The sequence below is a fragment of the Pseudomonas sp. R3-57 genome (assembly GCF_051132065.1).
GTDB lineage: Bacteria > Pseudomonadota > Gammaproteobacteria > Pseudomonadales > Pseudomonadaceae > Aquipseudomonas.
Genome location: NZ_CP071655.1, coordinates 2172259 through 2194697 on the forward strand (window position 1 = coordinate 2172259; position 22439 = coordinate 2194697).

Annotated in this window: 23 protein-coding genes; 12 read left to right on the plus strand and 11 right to left on the minus strand. The window is 59.6% G+C overall.

The genetic code is table 11. The annotated features are described in order from the left end of the window. Nucleotides 1-13 precede the first annotated feature (13 nt). On the plus strand, nt 14-2374 hold the full coding sequence (locus tag J3P93_RS09915) for a DNA polymerase II (RefSeq protein ID WP_434596978.1): 2361 nt from the start codon (nt 14-16) through the stop codon (nt 2372-2374). On the opposite strand, the gene J3P93_RS09920 is transcribed toward J3P93_RS09915, so the two are convergent. The 3 genes from J3P93_RS09920 to J3P93_RS09930 all read right to left on the minus strand — a co-directional run bounded on the left by J3P93_RS09920 (nt 2339) and on the right by J3P93_RS09930 (nt 4900). Beyond that, complete coding sequence (locus J3P93_RS09920; RefSeq protein WP_434596980.1) at nt 2339-2809, minus strand: DUF1810 domain-containing protein; 471 nt, start codon at nt 2807-2809, stop codon at nt 2339-2341. The two genes, J3P93_RS09915 and J3P93_RS09920, sit on opposite strands and share 36 nt — an antisense overlap. 27 nt (nt 2810-2836) lie before the next feature. Next, nucleotides 2837-3658, minus strand: a complete 822-nt coding sequence (locus J3P93_RS09925) for an aldo/keto reductase (protein ID WP_203418701.1) — start codon at nt 3656-3658, stop codon at nt 2837-2839. Between the two features lie 93 nt (nt 3659-3751). Next, the gene (locus J3P93_RS09930; RefSeq protein ID WP_434596982.1) at nt 3752-4900 is read right to left on the minus strand and encodes an aldose epimerase family protein; all 1149 of its coding nucleotides are present in this window, start codon (nt 4898-4900) and stop codon (nt 3752-3754) included. Between the two features lie 245 nt (nt 4901-5145). Here J3P93_RS09930 and J3P93_RS09935 point away from each other — a divergent pair, with 245 nt between their 5' ends. The 4 genes from J3P93_RS09935 (at nt 5146) to J3P93_RS09950 (ending at nt 8652) form a co-directional block, all read left to right on the plus strand. Then, nucleotides 5146-5895, plus strand: a complete 750-nt coding sequence (locus tag J3P93_RS09935) for a hypothetical protein (protein WP_434596985.1) — start codon at nt 5146-5148, stop codon at nt 5893-5895. Between the two features lie 193 nt (nt 5896-6088). Continuing rightward, nucleotides 6089-7303 carry an MFS transporter gene (locus tag J3P93_RS09940; protein ID WP_434596987.1) on the plus strand — a complete coding sequence of 405 codons (1215 nt, stop codon included), beginning with the start codon at nt 6089-6091 and terminating at the stop codon, nt 7301-7303. A gap of 229 nt (nt 7304-7532) precedes the next feature. Beyond that, nucleotides 7533-8318 (plus strand): sulfite exporter TauE/SafE family protein, encoded by a 786-nt coding sequence (locus tag J3P93_RS09945; protein ID WP_203418697.1) that lies wholly within the window; start codon nt 7533-7535, stop codon nt 8316-8318. Nucleotides 8319-8325: 7 nt separating this feature from the next. Beyond that, nucleotides 8326-8652: a hypothetical protein gene (locus J3P93_RS09950; protein WP_434596989.1), complete on the plus strand. Its 327-nt coding sequence runs from the start codon at nt 8326-8328 to the stop codon at nt 8650-8652. A gap of 21 nt (nt 8653-8673) precedes the next feature. Here the strand turns inward: J3P93_RS09950 and J3P93_RS09955 are convergent, their stop codons facing one another. After that, a complete protein-coding gene (locus J3P93_RS09955) occupies nt 8674-9138 on the minus strand; it encodes a GNAT family N-acetyltransferase (protein WP_434596991.1) in 465 nt (154 codons plus the stop codon). 209 nt (nt 9139-9347) lie between these two features. On the opposite strand from J3P93_RS09955, the gene J3P93_RS09960 reads away from it, so the two are divergent. Beyond that, nucleotides 9348-9914 carry a DUF4174 domain-containing protein gene (locus tag J3P93_RS09960; protein WP_434596993.1) on the plus strand — a complete coding sequence of 189 codons (567 nt, stop codon included), beginning with the start codon at nt 9348-9350 and terminating at the stop codon, nt 9912-9914. A gap of 136 nt (nt 9915-10050) precedes the next feature. Here J3P93_RS09960 and J3P93_RS09965 read toward each other — a convergent pair whose 3' ends face one another. Continuing rightward, nucleotides 10051-11244, minus strand: coding sequence for an AAA family ATPase (locus tag J3P93_RS09965; RefSeq protein WP_434596995.1), 1194 nt, complete (start codon nt 11242-11244; stop codon nt 10051-10053). 206 nt (nt 11245-11450) lie between these two features. Here J3P93_RS09965 and J3P93_RS09970 point away from each other — a divergent pair, with 206 nt between their 5' ends. Continuing rightward, a complete protein-coding gene (locus J3P93_RS09970; RefSeq protein ID WP_434596997.1) occupies nt 11451-11873 on the plus strand; it encodes a DUF6124 family protein in 423 nt (140 codons plus the stop codon). A 16-nt stretch (nt 11874-11889) separates the two neighbouring features. Continuing rightward, nucleotides 11890-12156, plus strand: coding sequence for a hypothetical protein (locus tag J3P93_RS09975; protein WP_434596999.1), 267 nt, complete (start codon nt 11890-11892; stop codon nt 12154-12156). Between the two features lie 72 nt (nt 12157-12228). Here the strand turns inward: J3P93_RS09975 and ampC are convergent, their stop codons facing one another. Continuing rightward, nucleotides 12229-13395, minus strand: a complete 1167-nt coding sequence (ampC, locus tag J3P93_RS09980; RefSeq protein ID WP_434597001.1) for a class C beta-lactamase — start codon at nt 13393-13395, stop codon at nt 12229-12231. Nucleotides 13396-13555: 160 nt separating this feature from the next. Between ampC and J3P93_RS09985 the strand changes: the two genes are divergently transcribed. After that, the gene (locus tag J3P93_RS09985; RefSeq protein WP_434597003.1) at nt 13556-14428 is read left to right on the plus strand and encodes a LysR family transcriptional regulator; all 873 of its coding nucleotides are present in this window, start codon (nt 13556-13558) and stop codon (nt 14426-14428) included. A 128-nt stretch (nt 14429-14556) separates the two neighbouring features. On the opposite strand, the gene gudD is transcribed toward J3P93_RS09985, so the two are convergent. After that, nucleotides 14557-15900: a glucarate dehydratase gene (gene gudD, locus J3P93_RS09990; protein ID WP_434597005.1), complete on the minus strand. Its 1344-nt coding sequence runs from the start codon at nt 15898-15900 to the stop codon at nt 14557-14559. A gap of 24 nt (nt 15901-15924) precedes the next feature. Next, nucleotides 15925-17271 carry an MFS transporter gene (locus tag J3P93_RS09995; protein WP_434597008.1) on the minus strand — a complete coding sequence of 449 codons (1347 nt, stop codon included), beginning with the start codon at nt 17269-17271 and terminating at the stop codon, nt 15925-15927. Between the two features lie 355 nt (nt 17272-17626). Here J3P93_RS09995 and J3P93_RS10000 point away from each other — a divergent pair, with 355 nt between their 5' ends. Both J3P93_RS10000 and J3P93_RS10005 read left to right on the plus strand, forming a co-directional pair. Beyond that, the gene (locus J3P93_RS10000; RefSeq protein WP_093100159.1) at nt 17627-18340 is read left to right on the plus strand and encodes a FadR/GntR family transcriptional regulator; all 714 of its coding nucleotides are present in this window, start codon (nt 17627-17629) and stop codon (nt 18338-18340) included. A gap of 94 nt (nt 18341-18434) precedes the next feature. After that, a complete protein-coding gene (locus J3P93_RS10005; RefSeq protein WP_434597011.1) occupies nt 18435-18665 on the plus strand; it encodes a hypothetical protein in 231 nt (76 codons plus the stop codon). Nucleotides 18666-18857: 192 nt separating this feature from the next. Here J3P93_RS10005 and J3P93_RS10010 read toward each other — a convergent pair whose 3' ends face one another. From J3P93_RS10010 to J3P93_RS10020, 3 genes are read right to left on the minus strand one after another with little or no spacing between them, the layout of a single operon-like run. Continuing rightward, the gene (locus J3P93_RS10010) at nt 18858-19388 is read right to left on the minus strand and encodes a DUF1097 domain-containing protein (protein ID WP_434597013.1); all 531 of its coding nucleotides are present in this window, start codon (nt 19386-19388) and stop codon (nt 18858-18860) included. Further along, nucleotides 19388-20323: an SDR family oxidoreductase gene (locus J3P93_RS10015; protein WP_434597015.1), complete on the minus strand. Its 936-nt coding sequence runs from the start codon at nt 20321-20323 to the stop codon at nt 19388-19390. The genes J3P93_RS10010 and J3P93_RS10015 overlap by 1 nt, the downstream gene beginning before the upstream one ends. A gap of 44 nt (nt 20324-20367) precedes the next feature. Then, the gene (locus J3P93_RS10020; RefSeq protein ID WP_434597018.1) at nt 20368-21108 is read right to left on the minus strand and encodes an SDR family oxidoreductase; all 741 of its coding nucleotides are present in this window, start codon (nt 21106-21108) and stop codon (nt 20368-20370) included. Between the two features lie 252 nt (nt 21109-21360). On the opposite strand from J3P93_RS10020, the gene J3P93_RS10025 reads away from it, so the two are divergent. After that, a complete protein-coding gene (locus J3P93_RS10025) occupies nt 21361-22275 on the plus strand; it encodes a LysR family transcriptional regulator (protein WP_434597020.1) in 915 nt (304 codons plus the stop codon). Nucleotides 22276-22439: the final 164 nt, after the last annotated feature.

A 22439-nucleotide genomic window follows, 5' to 3' on the forward strand; every position in this document is an offset into this window, starting at 1 on the left:
CGAGGTTGCAGTGGTGGATTTACCGCAGGGCTTCGTCCTGACCCGGCATTGGCGCGATACGCCGGCCGGCACCGAAGTCGAGTTCTGGCTGGCGACCGACGCCGGGCCGCGCCGTGTGCGCCTGCCGCCGCAGCCCTCAGTGGCGTTCATTCCCGCCGAGCAGCGCGAAGCGGCGCAACGCCTGTTGCACGACGAAAAGAACGTCGAACTGCGCCCGTTGGCCTTGCAGGATTTCGAGCACCGTCCTGTGCTGGGTGTGTATTGTCAGCAGCACGGCCAGTTGATGCGCCTGGAAACCGCATTGAGTCGCGCTGGCGTTGATGTGTTCGAAGCCGATGTGCGCCCGCCGGAACGCTATCTGATGGAGCGTTTTATCACTGCACCGGTCTTGTTCAGCGGTACAGCCGATGCCGACGGCGTGTTGCTCAATGCCCAACTCAAACCCGATCCCGCCTACCGCCCGACGCTGCGGCTGGTGTCGCTGGACATCGAAACCACAGAAACCGGCGAGCTGTACTCGATCGCGCTGGAAGGCTGCGGCCAGCGCCAGGTGTACATGCTCGGCGCGCCGAACGGTGACGCCAGCATTGTCGACTTCGATCTCGAATATTGCGATTCACGCACGCTGATTCTGAAGAAACTCAACGAATGGTTCGCGCAGCACGACCCCGACGCGATCATCGGCTGGAACGTTGTGCAATTCGATTTGCGCATCCTGCATCAACATGCGCGACGCCTCGGTGTGCCGTTGAAAATCGGCCGTGGCGGCGAAGAAATGCAGTGGCGCGAGCACGGCAGCCGCAATCACTTTTTCGCCTCGGCGGCGGGGCGGTTGATCATCGATGGCATCGAAGCGCTGCGCTCGGCGACCTGGAGCTTTCCGTCGTTCAGCCTGGAAAACGTCGCGCAGACCCTGCTCGGCGAAGGCAAGGCCATCGACAACCCGTACCAGCGCATGGACGAAATCAACCGCATGTTCGCCGAGGACAAACCGGCGCTGGCCAAGTACAACCTCAAGGACTGCGAACTGGTCACGCGGATCTTCGCCAAGACCGAACTGCTGACCTTTTTGCTCGAACGCGCCAGCGTCACCGGGCTGCCGGCGGATCGCAGCGGTGGCTCGGTGGCGGCCTTCACGCATCTGTACATGCCGCTGATGCACCGCCAGGGTTTCGTTGCGCCGAATCTGGGCACCAATCCGCCACAGGCCAGCCCCGGCGGCTTTGTCATGGACTCGCAGCCGGGGCTCTACGAATCGGTGCTGGTGCTCGATTACAAGAGCCTGTACCCGTCGATCATTCGCACGTTTCTGATCGACCCGGTGGGCTTGATCGAGGGCTTGCAGCACCCGGACGACGCCGATTCGGTGCCGGGCTTCCGCGGCGCACGTTTCTCTCGCACGCGGCACTGCCTGCCGTCCATCGTGTCGCGGGTGGCCGAGGGCCGTGAGACCGCCAAGCGCGAGCACAACGCGCCGCTGTCGCAAGCGCTGAAGATCATCATGAACGCCTTCTACGGCGTGCTCGGCTCCAGCGGTTGCCGTTTTTTCGATACGCGGCTGGCGTCATCGATCACCTTGCGCGGCCACGAGATCATGCTGCGCACGCGCCAGTTGATCGAAGCGCAGGGTCACGCGGTGATCTATGGCGACACCGACTCGACCTTCGTCTGGCTGCGGCGCCCGCACGGCCAGGAGGAGGCAGCGCAGATCGGCCATGCGCTGGTCCGGCATGTCAACGACTGGTGGCGTGAGCATGTGCGCGAAGAGTACGGGCTGGAAAGTGCGCTGGAATTGCAGTTCGAAATTCACTACAAACGCTTTCTGATGCCGACCATTCGCGGCGCGGAGGAGGGCAGCAAGAAACGCTATGCCGGCCTCGTCGTCCGCGCCGATGGCAGCGAGGAAATGGTCTACAAGGGCCTGGAAACCGTGCGCACCGACTGGTCGCTGCTGGCCCGGCAATTCCAGCAGGAGCTGTATCAACGGATTTTCCAGCGCAAGCCGTATCAGGATTACGTACGCGATTACGTGCGCAAGACGCTGGCCGGTGAGTTCGACGATCGCCTGATCTATCGCAAACGCCTGCGCCGCACCCTCGACGATTACGAACGCAACGTGCCGCCACACGTGCGCGCGGCGCGCCTTGCCGATGACTACAACGCCGAGCATGGGCGCCCGCGGCAATACCAGAACGGTGGCTGGATCAGCTACGTGATCACCCTGGCCGGCCCGGAGCCGCTGGAAGTGCGCCGCGCCGCCATCGATTACGACCACTACATTACCCGGCAGCTGCAACCGGTGGCGGATGCGATTCTGCCGTTCGTCGATGACGATTTCTCAACCCTGATCGGTGGGCAGCTGGGCCTGTTTTGAGTCGAGCAGCTGCAGCGTCCATTCATCGAGAATGCCGTGGAAATACCGCTCCAGCGCCTGATCGAACACGCTGTCCGCACCGGCGAACTGGGCGAACAGGGTCATCGATGAATGGAATTTCAGATCGTCCGGGTGGCCGAAAATCTCATTGATCGAGCGCTGCGGCACGGCCAGCACCTGTTGTGTGCAGGTGCGCAATCGTGCGCCGAGCAGGTCGTCGTTCAGATAAGCCTGCGCTTCCTCGGCTGAGCCAATTGCAAAGCGCCGCGACATCTCGCTGCCGCCCAGCCCGGCGAATTGCGGGAAGACAAACCACATCCAGTGGCTGCGCTTGCGGCCCGTCTTGAGTTCGCGCTGGACGCGGTCGAACACCGGGTCCTGCGCCTGGACGAAACGTTGCAGGTTGAACGGGTCGTGGTGATCCGTGCTTCTCATCGCGAAGCCCTCGCCAGTCGCAGCGGCTCAGACCATGGCCAGCCGCTGCTTGCGTTGTGGCGCTTGAAACGCCTGGTCCAGCGCCGCCAGATCCCCGGCCTCCAGTTGCAGCTGCGCGGCCTGGGCATTGAGTTGCACATGCTCCGGGTGCACAGCCTTGGGAATCGCAATCAGGCCATCCTGACGCAGAATCCACGCCAGCGAAACCTGTGCCGGGGTGACCCCGTGACGAGCGGCAATGTCTTTGAGCACCGGCTCGGCGAGCATGGCGCCGCCCTGGCCGATCGGACAGTAGGCCATCAGTGGCATGCGCTGATGCTGGCACCACGGCAGCAGGTCGAATTCGATCCCGCGTTCTTCGAGGTTGTAGAGCACCTGATTGGTCGCGCATTGCGAACTGGAGAGTTCTTCGAGGTCGTCGACGTCGAAATTCGACACGCCCCAACGGCCGATCTTGCCGTCCTCGCGCAGGCGTTCGAAGGCTTCGACGGTTTCTTCCAGCGGATACTGGCCGCGCCAGTGCAACAGATAGAGGTCAATGTAATCGGTGTCGAGCCGGCGCAGGCTGCGCTCGCAGGCCTGTGGAATGCCCTTGCGGCTGGCGTTGTGCGGGTAGACCTTGCTGACCAGAAACACCTGATCGCGGAGGCCGGTGATGGCCTCGCCGACCACCGTTTCCGCACCGCCCTCGGCGTACATTTCGGCGGTGTCGATCAGGGTCATGCCCAGCTCGATGCCGCTGCGCAACGCCGTCACTTCACGCTTGTGCGCCGAGCGGTCCTCACCCATCCGCCAGGTGCCCTGGCCAATCACCGGCACCTGCACGCCAGCCAACTCGAGGGTACGCATGCAAACCTCCTGTCTGAAGAATCCATATCTTTAGTGGGCAGGAGCATACAGATCGTTCCCGTGCGCGAGCATGGGAACGATTTGGGGCGGGGGTTATTTTGCGGAGAATTTCAGCACGACGCTTTGGGTATAAGTCTGGCCCGGGTCGAGGCGGGTGCTCGGGAAGTTCGGTTGATTCGGCGAATCCGGATAGTGCTGGGTCTCGAGGGTGAACGCGCCCCAGTGCGGATACACCTTGCCGCCCTTGCCCTTGACCGTGCCGTCGAGGAAGTTGCTGGTGTAGAACTGCACGCCCGGCTCGCTGGTGAACAGCTGCAGATGCCGGCCAGATTGCGGATCGCTGACTTCGGTGGCGACTTTGCTGATATCGCCCTTGGTGTCCAGCGCCCAGTTGAAGTCGAAGCCGCCCTGTTTCGGCTCGGCGAATTTCAGTTGCGGATGGTCAGCCTTGATGTGCGTACCGATCGCTGTCGGCTTGGTGAAGTCCATCGGCGTGCCCGCAACGGGCGCCAGTTCACCGGTCGGAATCAGCTTGGCGGTGACTGGGGTGTAATGGCTGGCGTTGATCGTAGCGACCTGTTTGAGAATGTCGCCATTGCCGGCGCCGGCGAGGTTGAAGTAGCTGTGGTTGGTCAGGTTCAACACCGTCGGTTTATCGGTGCTCGCCTTGTAATCGATGCGCAGCTCGTTGGCATCGGTCAGGCGGTAGGTCACCTCGGTAGTGAGGTTGCCGGGGAAACCCATTTCGCCATCTGCCGACAGATAGGTGAGGGTGACACCGACCGAATCCTTGTCCTTGGTTTCCTGAGCCTTCCAGACTTTCTTGTCGAAACCCTGCGTGCCGCCGTGCAGCGCATTGGTCTTGTCGTTCTGCGGCACTTGATAGCGCTTGCCGTCCAGTTCGAAGGCGCCGTCGGCCAGGCGATTGCCGAAGCGGCCGATGGTAGCGCCGAAATACGCGGTGCCTTTTTGGTAACCCTGCACATCGTCAAACCCGAGCACCACGTCGTCGAACTTGCCGTGCTTGTCGGCGACTTTCAGCGATTGCAGGGTCGCGCCGTACGTGATGACGGTGGCTTGCATGCCGTGGCTGTTGCGCAGGATGTATTGCTCGACGGGCGTGCCGTCATTGGTTTTGCCGAAGGCTTTGTGTTCGGCGGTCAGGCCCGCCGCGTTGGCAGAGAGGGTAGTGATCATCAGGGACAGTCCGAGGCCGGAAAGCAGGTGACGGGATTGAAGCATGGTTGACCTTCCTTTTTGTTGTTGTTTTTGAAATCTGCAATTAGTCATGCTATTGGAAAATTAACAGAGGATTTATAGCCGACATAAACGCAAATGCAAATATAAAGTCCGACTAATTGAGTGTATGTGATTTGCCGAAGGTCGGTTCACAGACCGGGCACTGCACTTTTTCGCAATCGGCGGCTCTATCCATGGCCAGGATGCGATGACTCCCGTCGCACCGGAATGTGCCAGTTCGAGAATTCATGCCGAGCGCTTTTGCCCTGATCGTCCCTCTGTTCCGTCGCCCGTGCCTGCTGCTGGCTTGCCTGTCGTCGCTGCTGTTCAGCGGTTGCAGCCACCAGAACGGCAACGGCTTCATCACCCAGATGCGTGAGGGCCAGCCGCAGGAATTTCTGCAGACCAGCGTCGACCGCATGGCCACGTTAGCGATGCGCGACAACCTCAACAGCCTCTATCGCCTGATGGGCAAGCTGTACCTGCGCAACCCCGAAGAATTGCGCAAATCGGGTTTTCTCAACATCAACACCGCGGTTAAACAAGTGCGCCTGGCTGTCGAGCAGCAACAGCCGCTGCCGGTGCTCGGCGGGCGCAAGGACCTCGCCGCGCTGAGCTACGCGATGAGCCCGGAGTTTCTCGGCGACCGCGTCGGCGCGTTCATCTATGCGATCGGCAGCATGCTCGTCACCGCGCACGGCAATCGCACCGAGTTCTATATGACTGACGCGATCAACCCGACCTTCGTTCACAATTCCGCGCGCAACATCGAGAAGGCCATGTGGATCCTGTCGCAGCGGCAGAACAAGGAAGGCCTGCCGCTGCTGTTCTCCAACGAGATCTCCGAGGAGGGCAGCAACCTGAGCTTCGCCACCGAATTCAGCAAGATTGTGGCGCGTCTGGATCTACTCACGCAGATGCTCGATGAGCGCTATCGCAGGATCGGCCTGAATTACGCGCAGAGTTTGCTGTTCTTGAATTTCTTGCCGGTGCAGTGAGCGCGGTGATGAGCCTACACATCAAACCCTGTGGGAGCTGGCTTGCCAGCGATGGGGCCGGGTCAGTCGATATATTTAGTGCCTGATCCACCGCCATCGCTGGCAAGCCAGCTCCCACAGGGGATGGCGTCGCGGCAATAAATTTTGTATACAATCGCTCGCCTCGACTGATCCAAAAGGAGCTGCACCCGTCATGAGCGACCCCGCAAGCGCCGATTTCAGCCGCGTCGACCCCAGCGTCCGCGCCGACAAACTGCCCATCGCCGCGTTGCTGGCATTCGCCATGACCGGTTTCATCGCCATCCTCACCGAAACCCTGCCGGCCGGGCTGCTGCCGCAAATCGGCGCCGGTCTCAACGTCAGCGAAGTGCTCGCCGGGCAACTCGTCACGTTGTATGCGCTGGGCTCGATCGTTGCGGCGATTCCGCTCACCGTGGCCACGCGCGGCTGGCCACGGCGGCGGGTGTTGCTGATGACAGTCGGCGGCTTTCTGCTGTTCAACACCGTGACCACGTTTTCCACTCATTACGGCCTGACGCTGGCATCGCGTTTCCTCGCCGGGATGGCGGCGGGGCTGTCATGGGGAATCATGGCCGGTTACGCTCGCGGCATCGTGCCCGTGCATCAGCAGGGGCGGGCGCTGGCAATTGCCATGCTCGGCACTCCGGTGGCGCTGTCGCTGGGTACGCCGGCCGGGACCTGGCTGGGCAATCTGATCGGCTGGCGCGCCTCGTTCGGGATCATGTCGGCGCTGGCGCTGGTGCTGGCGGCATGGATCGTCATCGCCGTGCCGGATCGGCCGGGCCAGGCCAGCGACGAGCGCCTGCCCTTGCTCGAATCGTTGCGTCTGCCCGGTGTGCGCCCGGTGCTGTTCGTGGTGCTGACGTGGATGCTCGGGCACAACATTCTCTACACCTATATCGCGCCGTTTCTGAGCCAGGCGGGTCTGGCTGATCGGGTCGATCTGGTGCTGCTGGTGTTCGGCCTGTGCTCGCTGGTGGGCATCTGGATCATCGGCCTGCTGGTCGATCGCTGGTTGCGCAAGCTGACCCTGATCAGTCTCGCGCTGTTCGCCTTGACCGCACTGGTGCTGGCGCTGGCCGCACCGTCAGCGCTGGTTGTGTATGCCTGCATGGCGGTGTGGGGCCTGTCGTTCGGCGGTTCGGCGACATTGCTGCTGACCTCGGCAGCGGACTCGGCGGGCGATCACGTCGACGTGGTGCAGGCGATGCTCACTACCTCATGGAACGTCGCGATTGCCGGCGGCGGCCTGTTTGGCGGTGTGTTGCTGGACCGGGCCGGGGCCGTGTCGTTTCCGTGGGCGCTGTTGATCCTGTCGCTGATCGCGTTGGCCACGGTGTGGTGCAACAGAACCCACAGCTTTAAAGCGGGGCGGCGGCTGCATTGATTCTCGAAATCACCGCAATTCTCTGTAGGGGTGAGCCTGCTCGCGATAGCGGTGTATCAGTCAACATCGATTTCAACTGACACACCGCTATCGCGAGCAGGCTCACTCCTACAAAGGGCGATGGTGAGTTCGATATGGCATAACGATAGACCGCATCGATATATGTAGTTATAAGAAAAATCGCTATGCTGCGGGCCAGATTTTTCCTGTCGTTTTTCTGGACGGTTTAATGGAATTGGCAAATTTCGGCCTGGTGATTGCCGGGCTGGTGGTGGGTTTTATTGTCGGCATGACCGGTGTCGGCGGTGGTTCGTTGATGACGCCGATCCTGCTGTGGTTCGGCATCAACCCGGCAACCGCAGTGGGGACTGACCTGCTGTACGCCGCCATTACCAAATCCAGCGGCGTCCTCGTCCATAAAAAGAATCAGAACATCGATTGGGCCATCACCGGCTGGCTGACCCTCGGCAGCGTGCCGGCAGTGGCCATGACCCTGTGGTTTCTCAGCACCCTGCACACCGCGCCCGAGGCGATGAACGCGATCATCAAACAGGCGCTGGGCTTCGTCCTGTTCGCTACCGCGCTGGCAATCTTCTTCAAAAAGCGCCTGCTCGAATTCGCCCACAAACGCGCCGGCGGCAACTACAACCCCAGCGGTTCGCGCCTCAACGTCATGACGGTGATCACCGGCCTGATCCTAGGCACCATGGTCGCCCTGACCTCGATCGGCGCCGGCGCCCTCGGCACGGTCGCCTTGTTCATCCTCTACCCGTTGCTGCCAACCCGCCGCCTGGTCGGCACCGAAATCGCCCACGCCGTCCCCCTGACCCTGGTCGCCGGCCTCGGCCACGCGAGCATGGGAAACATGGACTGGGGCGTCCTCGGCTTTCTGCTGGTCGGCTCGCTGCCCGGCATCTGGCTCGGCAGCCACCTGACCGGGCGCATCTCCGACGAAGTCCTGCGCCCGTGTCTGGCGACGATGCTGGTGCTGATCGGGTACAAGTTGGCGTTTTGATCAAGCCATGACTGAAACCACCGTCCATTGCGAGGGTCGCCTCGTCATCACCGTGGAGCCACGTGAAATGCGCATGAGCCATTGGTTGTATGCGCCGCGCATGGTCGATCGGCAGCGCGAGCAAGTGTTGCTGGATCTGACGGATAGCCTGTGGGATTTGATCGGAACCGCTAACGAGACGGCCAATGGCATCGATCTGCTGTTGCGCAAGTACCCCGGCGACCAGGCTTCAGTGACGCTGAGTGTTGAACTGGTCAGCGGTGCACTCAAGCTCGGCAGCCGGGCGGTGGATCCTGCGCAGTTGCTTTCGGCGCTCGATTCAGCGCTGGAGTGAGGCTCAATCGCCTCGACGCAGTCAGCGCTGTATGACGAACTTCATTACCGTCACCGGCAGGTTTTCGTACACCAGATCTTCAACCACCTCCCAGCCCAGTCGCGCGTACAGCGACTGCGAGGCATCGGTGTACAGATACAATTGCGGCACGCCTAGCGCGGTCGCTTCTTCAACCACCCGGTTGACCAGTTGTGAGGCGATTCCGCGTCCACGCTCTTCAGCCTTTACGTAAACCCCTGCCAACCATGGCGTGAGTTCCGGGCGTAGCTTCAGATCGCTTGCGATCAGCAGTGCGCCGCCGAGCAGTCGCGAGCCTTCAAGCGCCACCACAACGCTGGGGACGGTGCCCTTGCCGCACGACTCGCGCATGTGTTCGATGCGGTCCTCGACGGTTTGCCCCGGACGGAACTCGCCCCACTCGTTGAAGTTGAGCGTCGCCAATTCTTCAATCAATTCGGGGTGATCGCATAAGTAATCGATGTGCATGCGTGTGAACTCCATTTCATCAGCGAAAACAGCCACCCTAATGCGCCCACAGCAGGTAAGCAAATCCGGGCGGTGATCATGCCGCTCTTGTTGCGCAATGTCGTGTCTGTCCTAAGCTTCGGGAAAGGCGAAACATATTTGCCCGACTGCACCGGAACAATCGCCGCGATGCGCAATCAGTAGAGCGTGGATATCAAAAGGAGATGCGCATGCTCATCAGGTCACTGACCCTGACATTCTTGCTGGCGATGGCCGGTCCCTTGTTCGCCGCCGACAGCGATTCGCCATTGGCCGGCGATGTCGGCCGAGCCCGACCGCTGATCGTCATTGCACAAAGCACCGTCGACCCGGTGTGGGTCAGCCTGAAGAAGTCGCTGGAGGACCCGGCCAACAAAAAGGCCGTCACCGACCGCAACATCAAGGTCTACACCATCCTCAACATGTCCGGCCAACTCGACGGCAAGGACCTGGGCCAGCAGGACACCATGGCGCTGCTGCGCTCGCTCAAGCTGGGCGCCGGGGCGTATCCGAAAGTGTTTCTGGTGGGCAAGGATGGCGAGACCAAACTCTCTGCCTCCGGTGACGAAGCCAAGGCTTTGAGCCTGGCGAAAATTTTCGAAACCATCGACGCCATGCCCATGGCCGAAAAAGAAGCCGCCGCCGCGGCTCAGGCCGCCCCAGCCGCTGCCGAACCGGAGCCTGCCAAAGGCGCGAAAGGCACCAAGCCGAGCAAGCCCGCAAAACCGAGCAAGCCGCCGCAAATGCCGGATGATTGATCACGCACTTAACTGAATAAACCCTATCCCCTGTGGGAGCGAGCCTGCTCGCGATTGCGGTCTATCAGTCACCTCATCAGTGGCTGACTTGTCGCAATTCGCGAGCAGGCTCGCTCCCACTGTGCTTGATGTTTCTTTACTTTGCGGCAATGGCTTCAAGACCTTTTTCTGGTTCGCAAAACTCACCGTCATCAAGAAGGTGAACCAGCGCATCCGTGCCCTGATCGATAACCGTAGGCGAATGGGTGGTCAATACAAACTGACAATTAGGGAAGGTTTCCCGCAATCGCGCTATCAGGTTTAAATGCCATTGCGGGTGCAAGTGAAGATCGACTTCGTCTATCAGAATGATCCCGTTACCATGCAGCGGGTTGTCCATCGAAGGATTCGTGATCGTCAGACGGCGGGCGATATCACCAACCAGAGCGAAAAGCGACTTCTCGCCTTGAGAGAGCTGCGTGACGTTGAGCGTTGCGCCATGCTTTTCAACAGTCATGTGCAAATGCGGGCTGCGGTGTACGCGCAGGTTGGTGAAGCCTGGCATGAACGCTGCAATAGCTGAACGGACGGCTGTCAGTTGACGGTCGCGGAAGCATGCTTCCAGATTGGAAAGTGTTTGCCATACTTCGCTTGCGCTGCCGAATTTTTCGGCGATTTGCGCCAGTATTGCGTGTGGAATCCCGTCCTCGTTTTCGCTGTCTTCACGTTCGCGGAACCATCCGAAGAAATCATGTAAATCAACGCCGCCATTGAAGCGGTTGTCGTACCCGTCAAATTGGTCGACGGCTTGTTTACCGCTAGTTTTCAGTGAAATATCGAGTATGCGACGTTCAGATGGGTAAAAAGCGATCAGTGGGAGCGATGCGCCTTCGTCGGCGGTGAGTTGAGTGCGGTAATGATCTGCGAGCAGTCTGATCTCGCTCATTGCTCCGCGGGCAGTCGCTACACGTTCTTCTCGACTGCGAGCACAACCCCATACGAACAGTTCGTTTTCGCGATGATCGTCACCGATAAATGCTCGTGGGTGCGAAAGGTCTGTGATGCCGATCGAAACGACGGCTCCAGACGCACCGTTGCGGATGTCTTCAGTCGGGAGCTGCATACCACTGCCGGTGCCAGAGCGAATTCTAGCGATCAGCCAGCTTAGGCAGATATTCAGCGATTTCAGAACGGTGGTTTTCCCGCTGCCGTTTCTCCCCATCAGCACAGTGATCTTCGAACGGTGTGTCGAGGTCGGGGCAAACTGAATATCCAGTTCTTCAAAGCGCCCGACATCCGAGAGCCTCACGCTTTTGATTTCCATTGATTGCGCCTCGTTAGATGAACGCATTGCAGGTTCCGGATGAGTTCCAGATTGCATAACGCGTAATCGAGCGAAGTGTAGGCACAACAAATCCATTCGTTAATTAGAAGTCATTGCAGCATGTGCCGGCCGAAACGTCTGACACAAATGCCCTGCAAACCCCGCGGATTTTTCGTGCAAGCCGCGGCGGCGGTGGTGAACTGGTGGGGCAGTCAGGACAGGGATAGTCTTGTTTGGCCGCTGTAGAACACAGTGGCCGGATGTGGCTGCCACCCTCTCGTGGAAGTGAGTTCGGCAGTTTTTTCTTAAAATGTCCCGAGGATTGGATTTATGAAAAAACATACTCCAAGTCCCCCGAGTCTCCCTTATGTTCGGGATCCTTCGACGCCAACAACCCCCGATTACGCCAGCCCCATCATTTCGATCCGATCAGCCATCTCTTCACCCTCCGGCCCGACATCGCTACCCCGACGCTGCTCTGCCACGCCTGCGAAACCCTCGCTTCACTTAATGTCCTGAGCACCGATCTGGCGGCGAAACTGCAAGGCTCATCGCGCAGCCATGCCTTGTCGATCCAGCAATTGGCCCTGCTTGGCGAGTTGCTGCTCAACCGCGCGCTGGACAATCTCGATCCACCCACGGTCATCCAACATTGAACATGGAGGTTCAGGCATGGCGAGATACGTACCGATTACCGGGATCGACTGCAAGATTCCTTGTCTGCTGATCGACAGCGAAGCGCCGGTGGATGTGCTGCATGGCACGGCGGCCTACCGGTTGCGATGTGTGACGCAACTGTTGGAGACCGTCGCGCTGGGCGATAACAAGGGACACGACGCTTTGCTGTTGCAGGACTTGGCACGGGTGCTGGCGATTCCCTTGCTTGACAGCTGCGACCTGATGGATGTCATCGGGTGGAAACTGCAGGCGCAGCTTTAACAGCTGAATCAAAATGGGCGACTCTCAACAGGTCGCCCATTTTCATTGCCTCGCAACCAACCAACCAATCAGTCAGTCAGTCACAGCACTGATAATCCTGTGCGCAATCCTCACCCGCTCCGCAATCGGAAAGTTCTTGTTGGCCATGATCGCAATGCCGACGTCTTTACTTGGTACAAACGCCACATACGCGCCAAAGCCTGCGGTGGAGCCGGTCTTGTTGATCAGCACGTTTTCCGGTTGTGGCTGCGGTGGCTTCAGCCATTGCACCTTGTGCGCCTGCATGGCCATTTCCGTGGAGTTGCCGGCGAGCAGGCGTTCGAGGCTGATCGGGTAGGGGTACATTTCCCAGCCCAGGCCCTGGGTCATATCACCGATGCGGTAGTAACCGGTATGGGTGTTGGCGATGGTTTGGGGCAGGGGTGCCGCCAGGGCTTCAGGTTTGAGATTGGCCTGCACGTAACGCAGCAGGTCCACGGCGCTGGTTTTCACCGCGTAGGCTTGCAGGTCGAGGGCGCCAGGGCGCACGCGCACGGGTTTGTCGTCCTTGTCGTAGCCTTGCGCGTACAGGCTCATCTGTTTAGCGGGGACGCTGAGGTACGTGTGTTGCAAGCCCAGTTTCGGCAGCAAGGTTTGCGCCATCGCTTGATCGAACGGCTGGCCGAGGCTTTTTGCCGTCAGGTAGCCGAACAGGCCGAGGCTCGGGTTGGAATACTGGCGATGACTGCCGGCCGGCCAGGTCGGTTTCCACTGCTGAAAGTAGCCGAGCATGGTCTCAGGCGAATCCGCATCGGCCGGGAATTGCAGCGGCAAACCGCCGGCGCTGTAGGTGCCCAGTTGCAGCGCGCTGATGTTGTCAAAGGCGCTGCCGTTCAGTTCAGGCCAGAGTGTGCTGGCCTTGGCCGACAGGTTCAGTTTGCCGGTGGCTTGCGCGAAACCTGCGAGGGTGGCGGTGAAGGTTTTGCTTATCGAGCCGATTTCGAACAGGGTGTTCTCGCTGACTTTCTGTCCCGTGTCTTTCGCGGCAACCCCGTAGTTAAAGTAATGCGGTTTGCCATTGACGGTCAGCGCTACGGTGAGGCCGGCAATGTTCTGTTGCTGCATGACCGGCATTACTGCCGCGTTGACCAGTGCTTGCAACTGCGCATCGTCAGGTGCGGCGGCGAGGCAGGCTGTGGCGCCAAAGAACAGGCTGAACGCTGCGCAGGAAAGGACTTTGCTTGAAGTGATGGATGACATGAATGAACCACTCTCCATGAGCGTTGATGTTGTTATACCGCTACACTGCGGGCGATTTTCTCGTGAGGTCGCTGATCAGCGCCGCCAATCTAGTCAGCTCGGCGGCCAACGACAAACGATGAAAACTCGCACGAGCCATTAGAAAAATTTGGGGTAGGGTATGATTCGACCGCAATTACCGCTGAACGCCCTGCGCGCCTTTGAAGCCTCGGCGCGTCATTTGAGCTTCACTCGCGCCGCTGTGGAACTGTGCGTGACGCAAGCGGCGGTCAGCCATCAGGTGAAGAGCCTTGAGGCGCAGCTTAACGTCACCCTTTTCAAACGCTTGCCCCGTGGGCTGCTGCTGACCAGTGAAGGTGAAACCCTGCTGCCGGTGCTGAGCACCTCCTTCGATCACGTCGCACAGATTCTCGAGCGCCTCGCCGGCGGGCAGTATCGCGAAACGTTGACCGTCGGCGCAGTCGGCACGTTCGCCGTGGGTTGGCTGTTGCCGAGGCTGGCGGACTTCCGGGCGAAACATCCGCTCATGGATTTACGGCTGTCGACCCACAACAATCGTGTGGACGTCGCGGCGGAAGGGCTGGATTACGCGATTCGCTTCGGTGCGGGGGCGTGGCATGGCATCGAGGCGACGCGTTTGCTCGATGCACCGCTGTCGGTACTGTGCGTGCCGGAGATCGCTCGACAACTGCATGCACCAGCGGACCTGTTGCAGCAGACCTTGCTGCGTTCCTATCGCACCGATGAGTGGCCGCAATGGTTGCAGGCTGCCGGTTTGACAACTCACGCCGCGCCGCCGCAAAGCATCATGTTCGATTCGTCGCTAGCGATGATGGAGGCTGCCGTCCAGGGCTGTGGCGTGGCGTTGGCGCCGTCATTGATGTTCGCTCGGCAACTGGCGGCGGAGGTGATTTGCCAGCCGTTTGCGATCGAGATCACCACCGGCAGCTATTGGTTGACGCGATTGCAGTCGCGCCCTGAGTCGGCGGCGATGATGGCGTTCAAAAACTGGCTGTTACACATTTCTGAATAATGCAAAACCCCTGTAGGAGTGAGCCTGCTCGCGATAGCGGTGTGTCAGTCAACAACGATTCCAACTGACACACCGCAATCGCGAGCAGGCTCACTCCTACAGGGATGGTGGTGGACTGAAGATCGGGTTCAGCGCACCAGACACGGCCGCTTGTTATCGAACTTCCAGCCCGGAATCAGGAACTGCATCGCCACGCTGTCATCCCGCGCGCCGAGGCCCATGCCTTTGTAGAGTTCGTGGGCCTTGGCCACTTGATCCATGTCCAGTTCCACGCCCAGTCCCGGTTTCTGCGGCACTTGCACGCAGCCGTCGACGATTCGCAGGGGCGCCTTGGTCAGGCGCTGGCCGTCCTGCCAGATCCAGTGGGTGTCGATGGCGGTGATGTCGCCTGGTGCGGCAGCGGCGACGTGGGTGAACATCGCCAGCGAGATGTCGAAGTGGTTGTTGGAATGCGAGCCCCAGGTCAGGCCCCATTCGTGGCACATCTGTGCAACGCGCACCGAACCCTGCATGGTCCAGAAATGCGGGTCGGCCAGCGGAATGTCCACTGATTGCAACTGGATCGCGTGGCCCATTTCGCGCCAGTCGGTGGCGATCATGTTGGTCGCGGTTTTCAGGCCAGTGGCACGACGGAATTCAGCCATCACTTCGCGGCCGGAATAACCGTTCTCCGCACCGCACGGGTCTTCGGCGTAGGCGAGTACGTGATGCTGATCGCGGCACAGGCGAATCGCTTCTTTCAGCGACCAGGCGCCGTTCGGATCGAGGGTTATGCGCGCCTCGGGGAAACGCTCGGCGAGGGCGGTGACCGCTTCGATTTCGGCATCGCCGCTGAGCACGCCGCCCTTGAGTTTGAAGTCCTTGAAGCCGTACCTGGCGTGGGCCGCTTCGGCGAGACGCACCACGGCTTCAGCGGTCATGGCTTTCTCGTGGCGGACGCGGAACCAGTCGTTGTCGGCGTCCGGTTCGCTGCGGTAGGCGAGGTCGGTTTCGCGTTGATCGCCGACGTAGAACAGATAGCCAAGCATCTTCACTTCGTCACGCTGCTGACCTTCGCCGAGCAGCGCCGCCACCGGCACGTCGAGGTGCTGACCGAGCAGATCGAGCAGGGCGGCTTCGAGGCCGGTGACGGCGTGGATGGTGATGCGCAAGTCGAAGGTCTGCAGGCCACGGCCGCCTGCATCGCGATCGGCGAAGGTCTGGCGCACCTGGTTGAGGATCTTCTGATACGTGCCGATCGGGCTGCCGACCACCAGATTGCGCGCGTCTTCCAGGGTCTGGCGAATGCGCTCGCCACCGGGCACTTCACCGACGCCGGTGTGGCCGGCGTTGTCCTTGAGGATGACGATGTTGCGGGTGAAAAACGGCCCGTGGGCGCCGCTCAGATTGAGCAGCATGCCGTCGTGACCGGCCACCGGGATGACCTGCATGTCGGTGATGATCGGGGCTTTGGCGGTGTCGTGTACGCTCATTGTTGTTTTCCTTTGCAGACGAATTCAGGCGTGTTTCGGCGCGGCGTCGGCCACGGCGTTTTCAGCAGCAGGTTTCGGTGTGGTGCGTGCGGCGAAGACGATGATCGCGGCGATGATCGAGGTCGCGGCCAGACCATAGAGGCCGCCCTGAATCGAACCGGTGTGCTCTTCGAGCAAGCCGAAGGTGGTCGGCGCAACGAAGCCGCCCAGGTTGCCCACCGAGTTGATCAGCGCGATCACCGCTGCGGCGATGCGGGCATCCAGATAAGCCTGCGGAATCGGCCAGAACAGCGACGACGCCGACTTGAACCCCAGCGCCGCGAAGCAGATCGCCACGAAAGCGAAAATCGGCCCGCCGGTGGTGGACATGAACATCCCCGCCGCGGCGATCAACAGCGCCGTGGCGACCCACGCCTGCTGGTGTTTCCACTTCGCCGAGAGCGTGGCGAACGCATACATGCCGACAATCGACAGCAGCCACGGAATCGAGTTGAACAGGCCGACCTGCACATCGCTCAGCTCACCCATTTTCTTGATGATGCTCGGCAGCCAGAACGTCGCTGCGTAGATGGTCAACTGAATGAAGAAGTAGATCAGGCAGAACAGAATGATTTGCCGGTCCTTGAGCAATTTGCCCAGCGACGGACGGATTGGAGTCGCGGCTTCGCGCGCCTTTTGTTCGTCGTCGATGGCGGTCACCAGGGCATCCTGTTCGGCGCGGGTCAGCCATTTCGCATCGTGGGGTTTGGCGTCGAGCCAGAACCAGACGAATACGCACAGGCACACCGAGAACATCCCTTCGATGAAGTACATCCACTGCCAGCCGTGCATGCCCAAACCGTTGATTTGCAGGAGCAGGCCGGACAGCGGCCCGGAGATCAACGAAGCCACGGCCGAGCCACTGAGGAAAATCGCAATCGCCTTGCCGCGCTCGGCGCCGGGCAGCCAGCGGGTGAAGTAATAGATCACGCCGGGGAAGAAACCGGCTTCAGCCACACCGAGCAGGAATCGCAGGATATAGAAGTGGGTTTCGTTCTGGATGAACGCCATGCCGGCGGCGACCAGACCCCAGGTGAACATGATGCGGGTCAGCCAGATGCGCGCGCCGACTTTCTGCAAGAGCATGTTGGAAGGGACTTCGAACAGCGCGTAACCGATGAAGAACAGCCCGGCGCCGAAGCCGTAGGCAGCGGCGCCAATGCCCAGGTCGGTTTCCATGTGGGTGCGGACGAAACCGATGTTCACCCGGTCAATGTAATTGACGATGAACATGATCACGAAGAGCGGCAGGACGTGGCGTTTGACTTTCGAGATGGCCGAGGCGAGCGTCGGATCGACACCCTCGCTCATCCCCGAGACGGAGGTTTTCACTTGGTTTTCTCCCACTGATTATTTTTATGCGGGTAGGTCTGGGTGCTGCGTTGTTGCTAGACATCATACAACTGGAAATTTTTGTCCTACAAGTGGGGTGGGGTGATTAATTTCGTCTTGAGAAGCAGGTTTTTATGCTTTTTGCTTCGTATGCGCCGTATTTGCTGGCTTTCGCGTGGCGGGCGCGTCGCTGTTTGTCTTTGCAAAGGGCGGCTGGGTGACGAAAGATTTTATGAGTGCTTCGGATGACATTTGCTGTTGTCATACAAGTTGGCTGCGCTAGAGGGCCAAATTCAGTCCCGCCAACCTCACGCGCGGTGCTACGATCGGCAAGCCCTGATCACCGGACTCGACCATGCAAGAAGACTTCGACGCCCCCGCCCGCAAACGTGCGCACAACCTGGCGCATGACCTGGTGGAAAAACTCACCCAGAGCATTCTGCTCGGCCAGATGACGCCGGGTGACAAGCTGCCGTCGGAGAATTCCATCGTTCAGGAGCACGGCGTCAGCCGCACGGTGGTGCGTGAGGCGATTTCCAAATTGCAGGCGTCAGGGCTGGTGGAAACTCGCCACGGCATCGGCACGTTTGTCATCGAGCGCGCGCCAGAGCAGGGCTTGCGCCTGAATGTCGACACCGCGTTGGGTGTACGCAGCATGCTCGAGTTGCGCCTGGGCCTGGAAACCCAGGCAGCGGCACTGGCGGCGCAACGGCGCAGCGAGCAGCAACTGCTGCAGATGCGCCAGGCGCTGGATGACTACCAGCGGCTGCTGGACAACAACGACAGTTGCGTCGAGGCGGATCGACGCTTTCATCTGTTGATCGCCGAAGCCACCGGTAACGTGTGCTTCAGCGAGATCATGCAGCACCTGGGCAGCGCGATGATTCCGCGTACTCGCCTCAATGCTGCCGAACGGGGCGCGGCGGATCTGAGCAAGCTCGGGCAACTGGCCAATCTGGAGCATGAGGCAATTCTGAATGCGATCAAGCGTCAGGACCCGGAAGCGGCGCGGGCGGCGATGTGGCTGCACCTGACCAACAGCCGTGATCGCTTTTCCGCGCAAGGCTGAATGCCGCTGGTCTGTTGCGCCGCACATCGCCCACGTTTCTCATCTCCAACCAAGACAACCCGGACATTCCGGCGCTGTTTTTGTGAGGTGCACCATGGCTGACGATTCGTTGTTTCCGGGCGGCATTGCGCCCACCGACCAGACCCACCGCATTCCCGGCACCGACGAGCCGACCCTGAGCGATCACGACGCGCCGCCGGGCATGGATCCGGGGCGCGATCCGTTGAGTGATGCTGACCGGCCGGATGACTGGCAAGACCCCGCCGCTGACGAGGATGTGCTGCCGGCGGATGAGCCGACGCCGTTGTCGGATGATCGGCGCTGAGCCTTGGGGTTTGATGGTGGTTGGCTGGCCGTTTCGCGAGTGGGAGCGTGTGTAGATGGAATACGGGTCAACAACAAGCCGTTGGAGTGAGCCTGCTCGCAACGGCTTTCTACTTGTGCGCCGCCCTTGCATCAAGCTCCGGCGGCTTCATTGATTGAAATCGTACTTCCCGATATGTGCAACGGAGCATTATCAGGATGGCCGCAGTCTCCAGATAGCCACGCTTTGTTGGAGTTTGACGGAAAGCCACGCCGCCAGGCTTCCAATTCCTGAGGCACTACCCAGCCGCACGCCAGCTTCCAGAGACGGCTCCATGTGGGCAGCGAAAAACGCTATAAGGCCAAGAAAATAGCCCAGTACGTTGTTCATCACCGGAAGCGCGCGAAGCGAAACTACGCCCATCGCGACGACAAAGACCACAAGTGGCAATGCCATTTTTTCGAGAGAGGGGCTGAGCGCGGCAATTGCGATTGCCGCAGCCATTCCGATGATCAAACCGGCCAATACACTGCCGTAGTTGACCAAGCCATCACGCAAGCTATGACCTCGGGAGAAAAATGCGACCCAGCCAATGAACATCGCCCAGACAGGTAGCTCGAGCGCCAGGCTAGCTGCCGCTGCTGCGGCAGCTGTCACCGCAGCAACTGCCGTGATCGCATTGAATCGCATCTGCTTTATCACCTTGGAATCAGGGGCTGCCAAAGCTTTCTGAGGAGTAGCCATTATTTGCGCTCCTGCGACATAGCCATTTGCACGCCCACTTCATCTACACGGGTGTGAAGCAGATCTCCGAGACCAATACGACGCAGCATTTCCGCACGCACACGGTCAGCCATGGCATTGACGACCTCTGCGCCATCTTGTGATGGATCAACATGACGCCGGAAAGGGCGGCGCCCTACAGGCATGTCAACAATGTCGACAATCGCGCGTGCGACATCAGCAACGTCAGCGTCTTCCGGCTCCAGTGCGGCCAATCCTTTGAGACTCTGTTCCGGAACACCCGCATACGGGCCAGTGTGATATTCAGCAGCCCTCTCGCTGTCCGCAGGAGTACCAGAATGGACAAAGTGGTTGGTGCCCTTGGTGAATGCGCCCGGAACCACGATGGTGGTATCGATCCCCCAGCGGGTCAGCTCGCTTGCGTAGGACACGGCGAGAGAATCCATTGCGGCTTTGGCTGCAAAGTACGGTGCCAGATAAGGCGGCGTACCACCTCGGGCGCTGCTGGAGGACACCCAGAGAACCAGACCGCTTCCCTGTTGGCGCAGGTACGGCAGTGCGGCGCGGTTGACTCGCTGAGTACTCAGTACGTTGATGTCATAAAGCTGGGCGAACTGTTCAGGCGTAAATGCTTCGGCTGGGCCGAACGACATGTGGCCTGCGTTGTGAATAACTACGTCGAGATGTCCTGCCTCCTTGATTACCTGCGCAATACCGGCTTCGACGGAATCGCTGGAAGCAACGTCCATTTCGACAGTGCGCAGGTCGACTCGGTGCTCTTCAGCGTAACGAGCCGCGTCTTGTACTTGCGGTGCATTGCGGCCCAGCGTTTCGCGCATGCTGGCGTAAACGGTGTGTCCAGCCTGTGCCAGTGCGCGCGCGGTGAGGGCTCCGAAGCCGCTGGAAGCTCCGGTGATAACGATGACTTGTTTCATAGTGTTCTCCGAGTACCTGTAGGGTCAGAATCCAGGACGTTGCTTCAGATAATCCCGCCATTGGCGCGCAGGGTTTGCCCGTTGATCCAGGCACCATCGGAGCCCACGAGAAAGGCGACAGTTGCGGCAATATCTTGTGGTTGACCCAAGCGCTCCAGTGGCGCGAGCCTGGATAAACGATCCACGATTTCCTGCGGCTTACCATTCAGAAAGAGATCAGTTGCGGTTGGGCCAGGCGCAACAGCATTCACTGTGATGCTGCGCCCGCGCAGCTCTTTCGCAAACACGCTCGTCATCGCTTCGACGGCGGCTTTGGTACCGGCATAAACGCCATAGGTAGGTTGCAACATGGCCACAACACTTGAGGAGAAATTGACGACCCGGCCACCGTCACGCATCCGCTTTGCAGCCTCTCTCAAGGTGTTGAAAGTACCTTTGAAGTTGATGTCGATCTGACGGTCAACGCTTTCGTCTTCAGTCTCGGCGATGGTCGCAAGAGCCATGATGCCGGCGTTGTTTACGAGGACGTCGACACCACCGAACGCCTGCTCGGTTTCTTCGAAGAGCCGGCGCACGTCGGCGGCGCAGGCGACGTTGGCTTTTACAGCTAACGCTTGGCCACCCTGCGCCTGGATCGTAGCGACCAGTGTGTTCGCTTCACCAGCGCTGCTGGAGTAGTTAACGACTACTGCGAAGCCGTCCTGCGCCAGGCGCTTGGCGATTTCGCTACCGATTCCGCGCGAAGCGCCAGTGACGATTGCTACTTTGCCGTTGGAAGTATTCATGTTCATCCCCTGCCTTTATCGTTGGGTTGGTTGTGGTGTGGGAGTAGATTCCCATGGCAGGTTTTTTTGATAAATACACCTTTTTAGCCTTCACTATTCAATTTTGGCCAACAATAATGACGGTAGTGCTTTTGCACACGCTAGTGAAAGCAGCACGCTGAGAAGGGAGTCGATGAAATGGCCGAGTTCTGAGCGAATCCGCCTGCTTGTCACGCTACTTTCAACCCTCATCAGCAATGGGAAGCCCGCTCGATGGATCAAGTTCGCGCCATGAAGATTTTCGTACGCATCTACGAGCGCAGTAGCTTCACCGCCGCAGCTGAGGATCTTGAGATTCCTCGCGCGACGCTGACGCATGTAATGAACCAATTCGAACAATGGCTAGGGACGAGGCTGCTTGAGCGAAGCACACGACGTGTGCGCCCTACATTGGATGGCGAAGCTTATTACCGAAGATGCGTTAACCTCTTGGCAGAACTGGAAGAGGCTGAACTGGCATTTCGGCAAAGCGTTCCCAAGGGAAGATTGCGCGTAGACCTGCATGGCACCTTGGCTCGTTTTTTCGTCATACCGGCGTTGCCGTCCTTCATGCAACGTTATCCCGGCATTGAGTTGTCGCTAAGCGAAACTGACCGCTTCGTCGATCTCATCGAAGAAGGAGTCGACTGTGTGGTTCGTGCTGGTACGCTCGGAGATTCGTCTTTGATAGGCAGGCACCTGGTCGACTTGCCGCAGGTGACTTGCGCCAGCCCCGCCTATATCGAAACTTATGGCGCGCCGCTTAGCGTTGACGATCTCGGCAAGCACCAGGCGATCAACTACATCTCGAGAACGAGCGGAAGACCTTTTCCGTTCGAATTCCAGATAAATGGAGCGGTGCTAGAGGTGACGATTCCGACGGCAATTTCTGTGTTCGGCGCGGAGATTTACACTGCATCTGCCATTGCGGGAATCGGGATTATCCAGGTTCCCAGATACAGGGTAGCTAAGGAGTTGCAGCAGAAAATCCTGTGCGAATTGCTACCTGACAATTTGCCGCCCACCATGCCCGTTTCGGTGCTCTATCCACACAATCGGCACCTTTCACCTCGGGTTCGCGTATTCGTGGACTGGTTGAAAGAAGTCTTCCAGGCCGGAACGCCAAGCTCACGAGCGAGCGGCATGTAGTGAGGCAATGATGAACTGCTTGACCTGAAGCGATAATCGTAGGGATTTGGACAACGCTATTCAGATTGGAGCAACAATCGATCAGGCGCTTTCATCCTGAAAACGCAGATTGATAAGCAAACTGCCCTAATTGAACTGATCACGACTTCTGGAATGAGGGCGGC

Coding starts and splice junctions, on each gene's coding strand:
- J3P93_RS09920 (WP_434596980.1), bottom strand. CDS start 2,809: ATGAGAAGCACGGATCACCACGACCCGTTCAACCTGCAACGTTTCGTC.
- J3P93_RS09925 (WP_203418701.1), bottom strand. CDS start 3,658: ATGCGTACCCTCGAGTTGGCTGGCGTGCAGGTGCCGGTGATTGGCCAG.
- J3P93_RS09930 (WP_434596982.1), bottom strand. CDS start 4,900: ATGCTTCAATCCCGTCACCTGCTTTCCGGCCTCGGACTGTCCCTGATG.
- J3P93_RS09935 (WP_434596985.1), top strand. CDS start 5,146: ATGCCGAGCGCTTTTGCCCTGATCGTCCCTCTGTTCCGTCGCCCGTGC.
- J3P93_RS09940 (WP_434596987.1), top strand. CDS start 6,089: ATGAGCGACCCCGCAAGCGCCGATTTCAGCCGCGTCGACCCCAGCGTC.
- J3P93_RS09945 (WP_203418697.1), top strand. CDS start 7,533: ATGGAATTGGCAAATTTCGGCCTGGTGATTGCCGGGCTGGTGGTGGGT.
- J3P93_RS09950 (WP_434596989.1), top strand. CDS start 8,326: ATGACTGAAACCACCGTCCATTGCGAGGGTCGCCTCGTCATCACCGTG.
- J3P93_RS09955 (WP_434596991.1), bottom strand. CDS start 9,138: ATGCACATCGATTACTTATGCGATCACCCCGAATTGATTGAAGAATTG.
- J3P93_RS09960 (WP_434596993.1), top strand. CDS start 9,348: ATGCTCATCAGGTCACTGACCCTGACATTCTTGCTGGCGATGGCCGGT.
- J3P93_RS09965 (WP_434596995.1), bottom strand. CDS start 11,244: ATGCGTTCATCTAACGAGGCGCAATCAATGGAAATCAAAAGCGTGAGG.
- J3P93_RS09975 (WP_434596999.1), top strand. CDS start 11,890: ATGGCGAGATACGTACCGATTACCGGGATCGACTGCAAGATTCCTTGT.
- ampC (WP_434597001.1), bottom strand. CDS start 13,395: ATGTCATCCATCACTTCAAGCAAAGTCCTTTCCTGCGCAGCGTTCAGC.
- J3P93_RS09985 (WP_434597003.1), top strand. CDS start 13,556: ATGATTCGACCGCAATTACCGCTGAACGCCCTGCGCGCCTTTGAAGCC.
- gudD (WP_434597005.1), bottom strand. CDS start 15,900: ATGAGCGTACACGACACCGCCAAAGCCCCGATCATCACCGACATGCAG.
- J3P93_RS10000 (WP_093100159.1), top strand. CDS start 17,627: ATGCAAGAAGACTTCGACGCCCCCGCCCGCAAACGTGCGCACAACCTG.
- J3P93_RS10005 (WP_434597011.1), top strand. CDS start 18,435: ATGGCTGACGATTCGTTGTTTCCGGGCGGCATTGCGCCCACCGACCAG.
- J3P93_RS10010 (WP_434597013.1), bottom strand. CDS start 19,388: ATGGCTACTCCTCAGAAAGCTTTGGCAGCCCCTGATTCCAAGGTGATA.
- J3P93_RS10015 (WP_434597015.1), bottom strand. CDS start 20,323: ATGAAACAAGTCATCGTTATCACCGGAGCTTCCAGCGGCTTCGGAGCC.
- J3P93_RS10020 (WP_434597018.1), bottom strand. CDS start 21,108: ATGAATACTTCCAACGGCAAAGTAGCAATCGTCACTGGCGCTTCGCGC.
- J3P93_RS10025 (WP_434597020.1), top strand. CDS start 21,361: ATGGATCAAGTTCGCGCCATGAAGATTTTCGTACGCATCTACGAGCGC.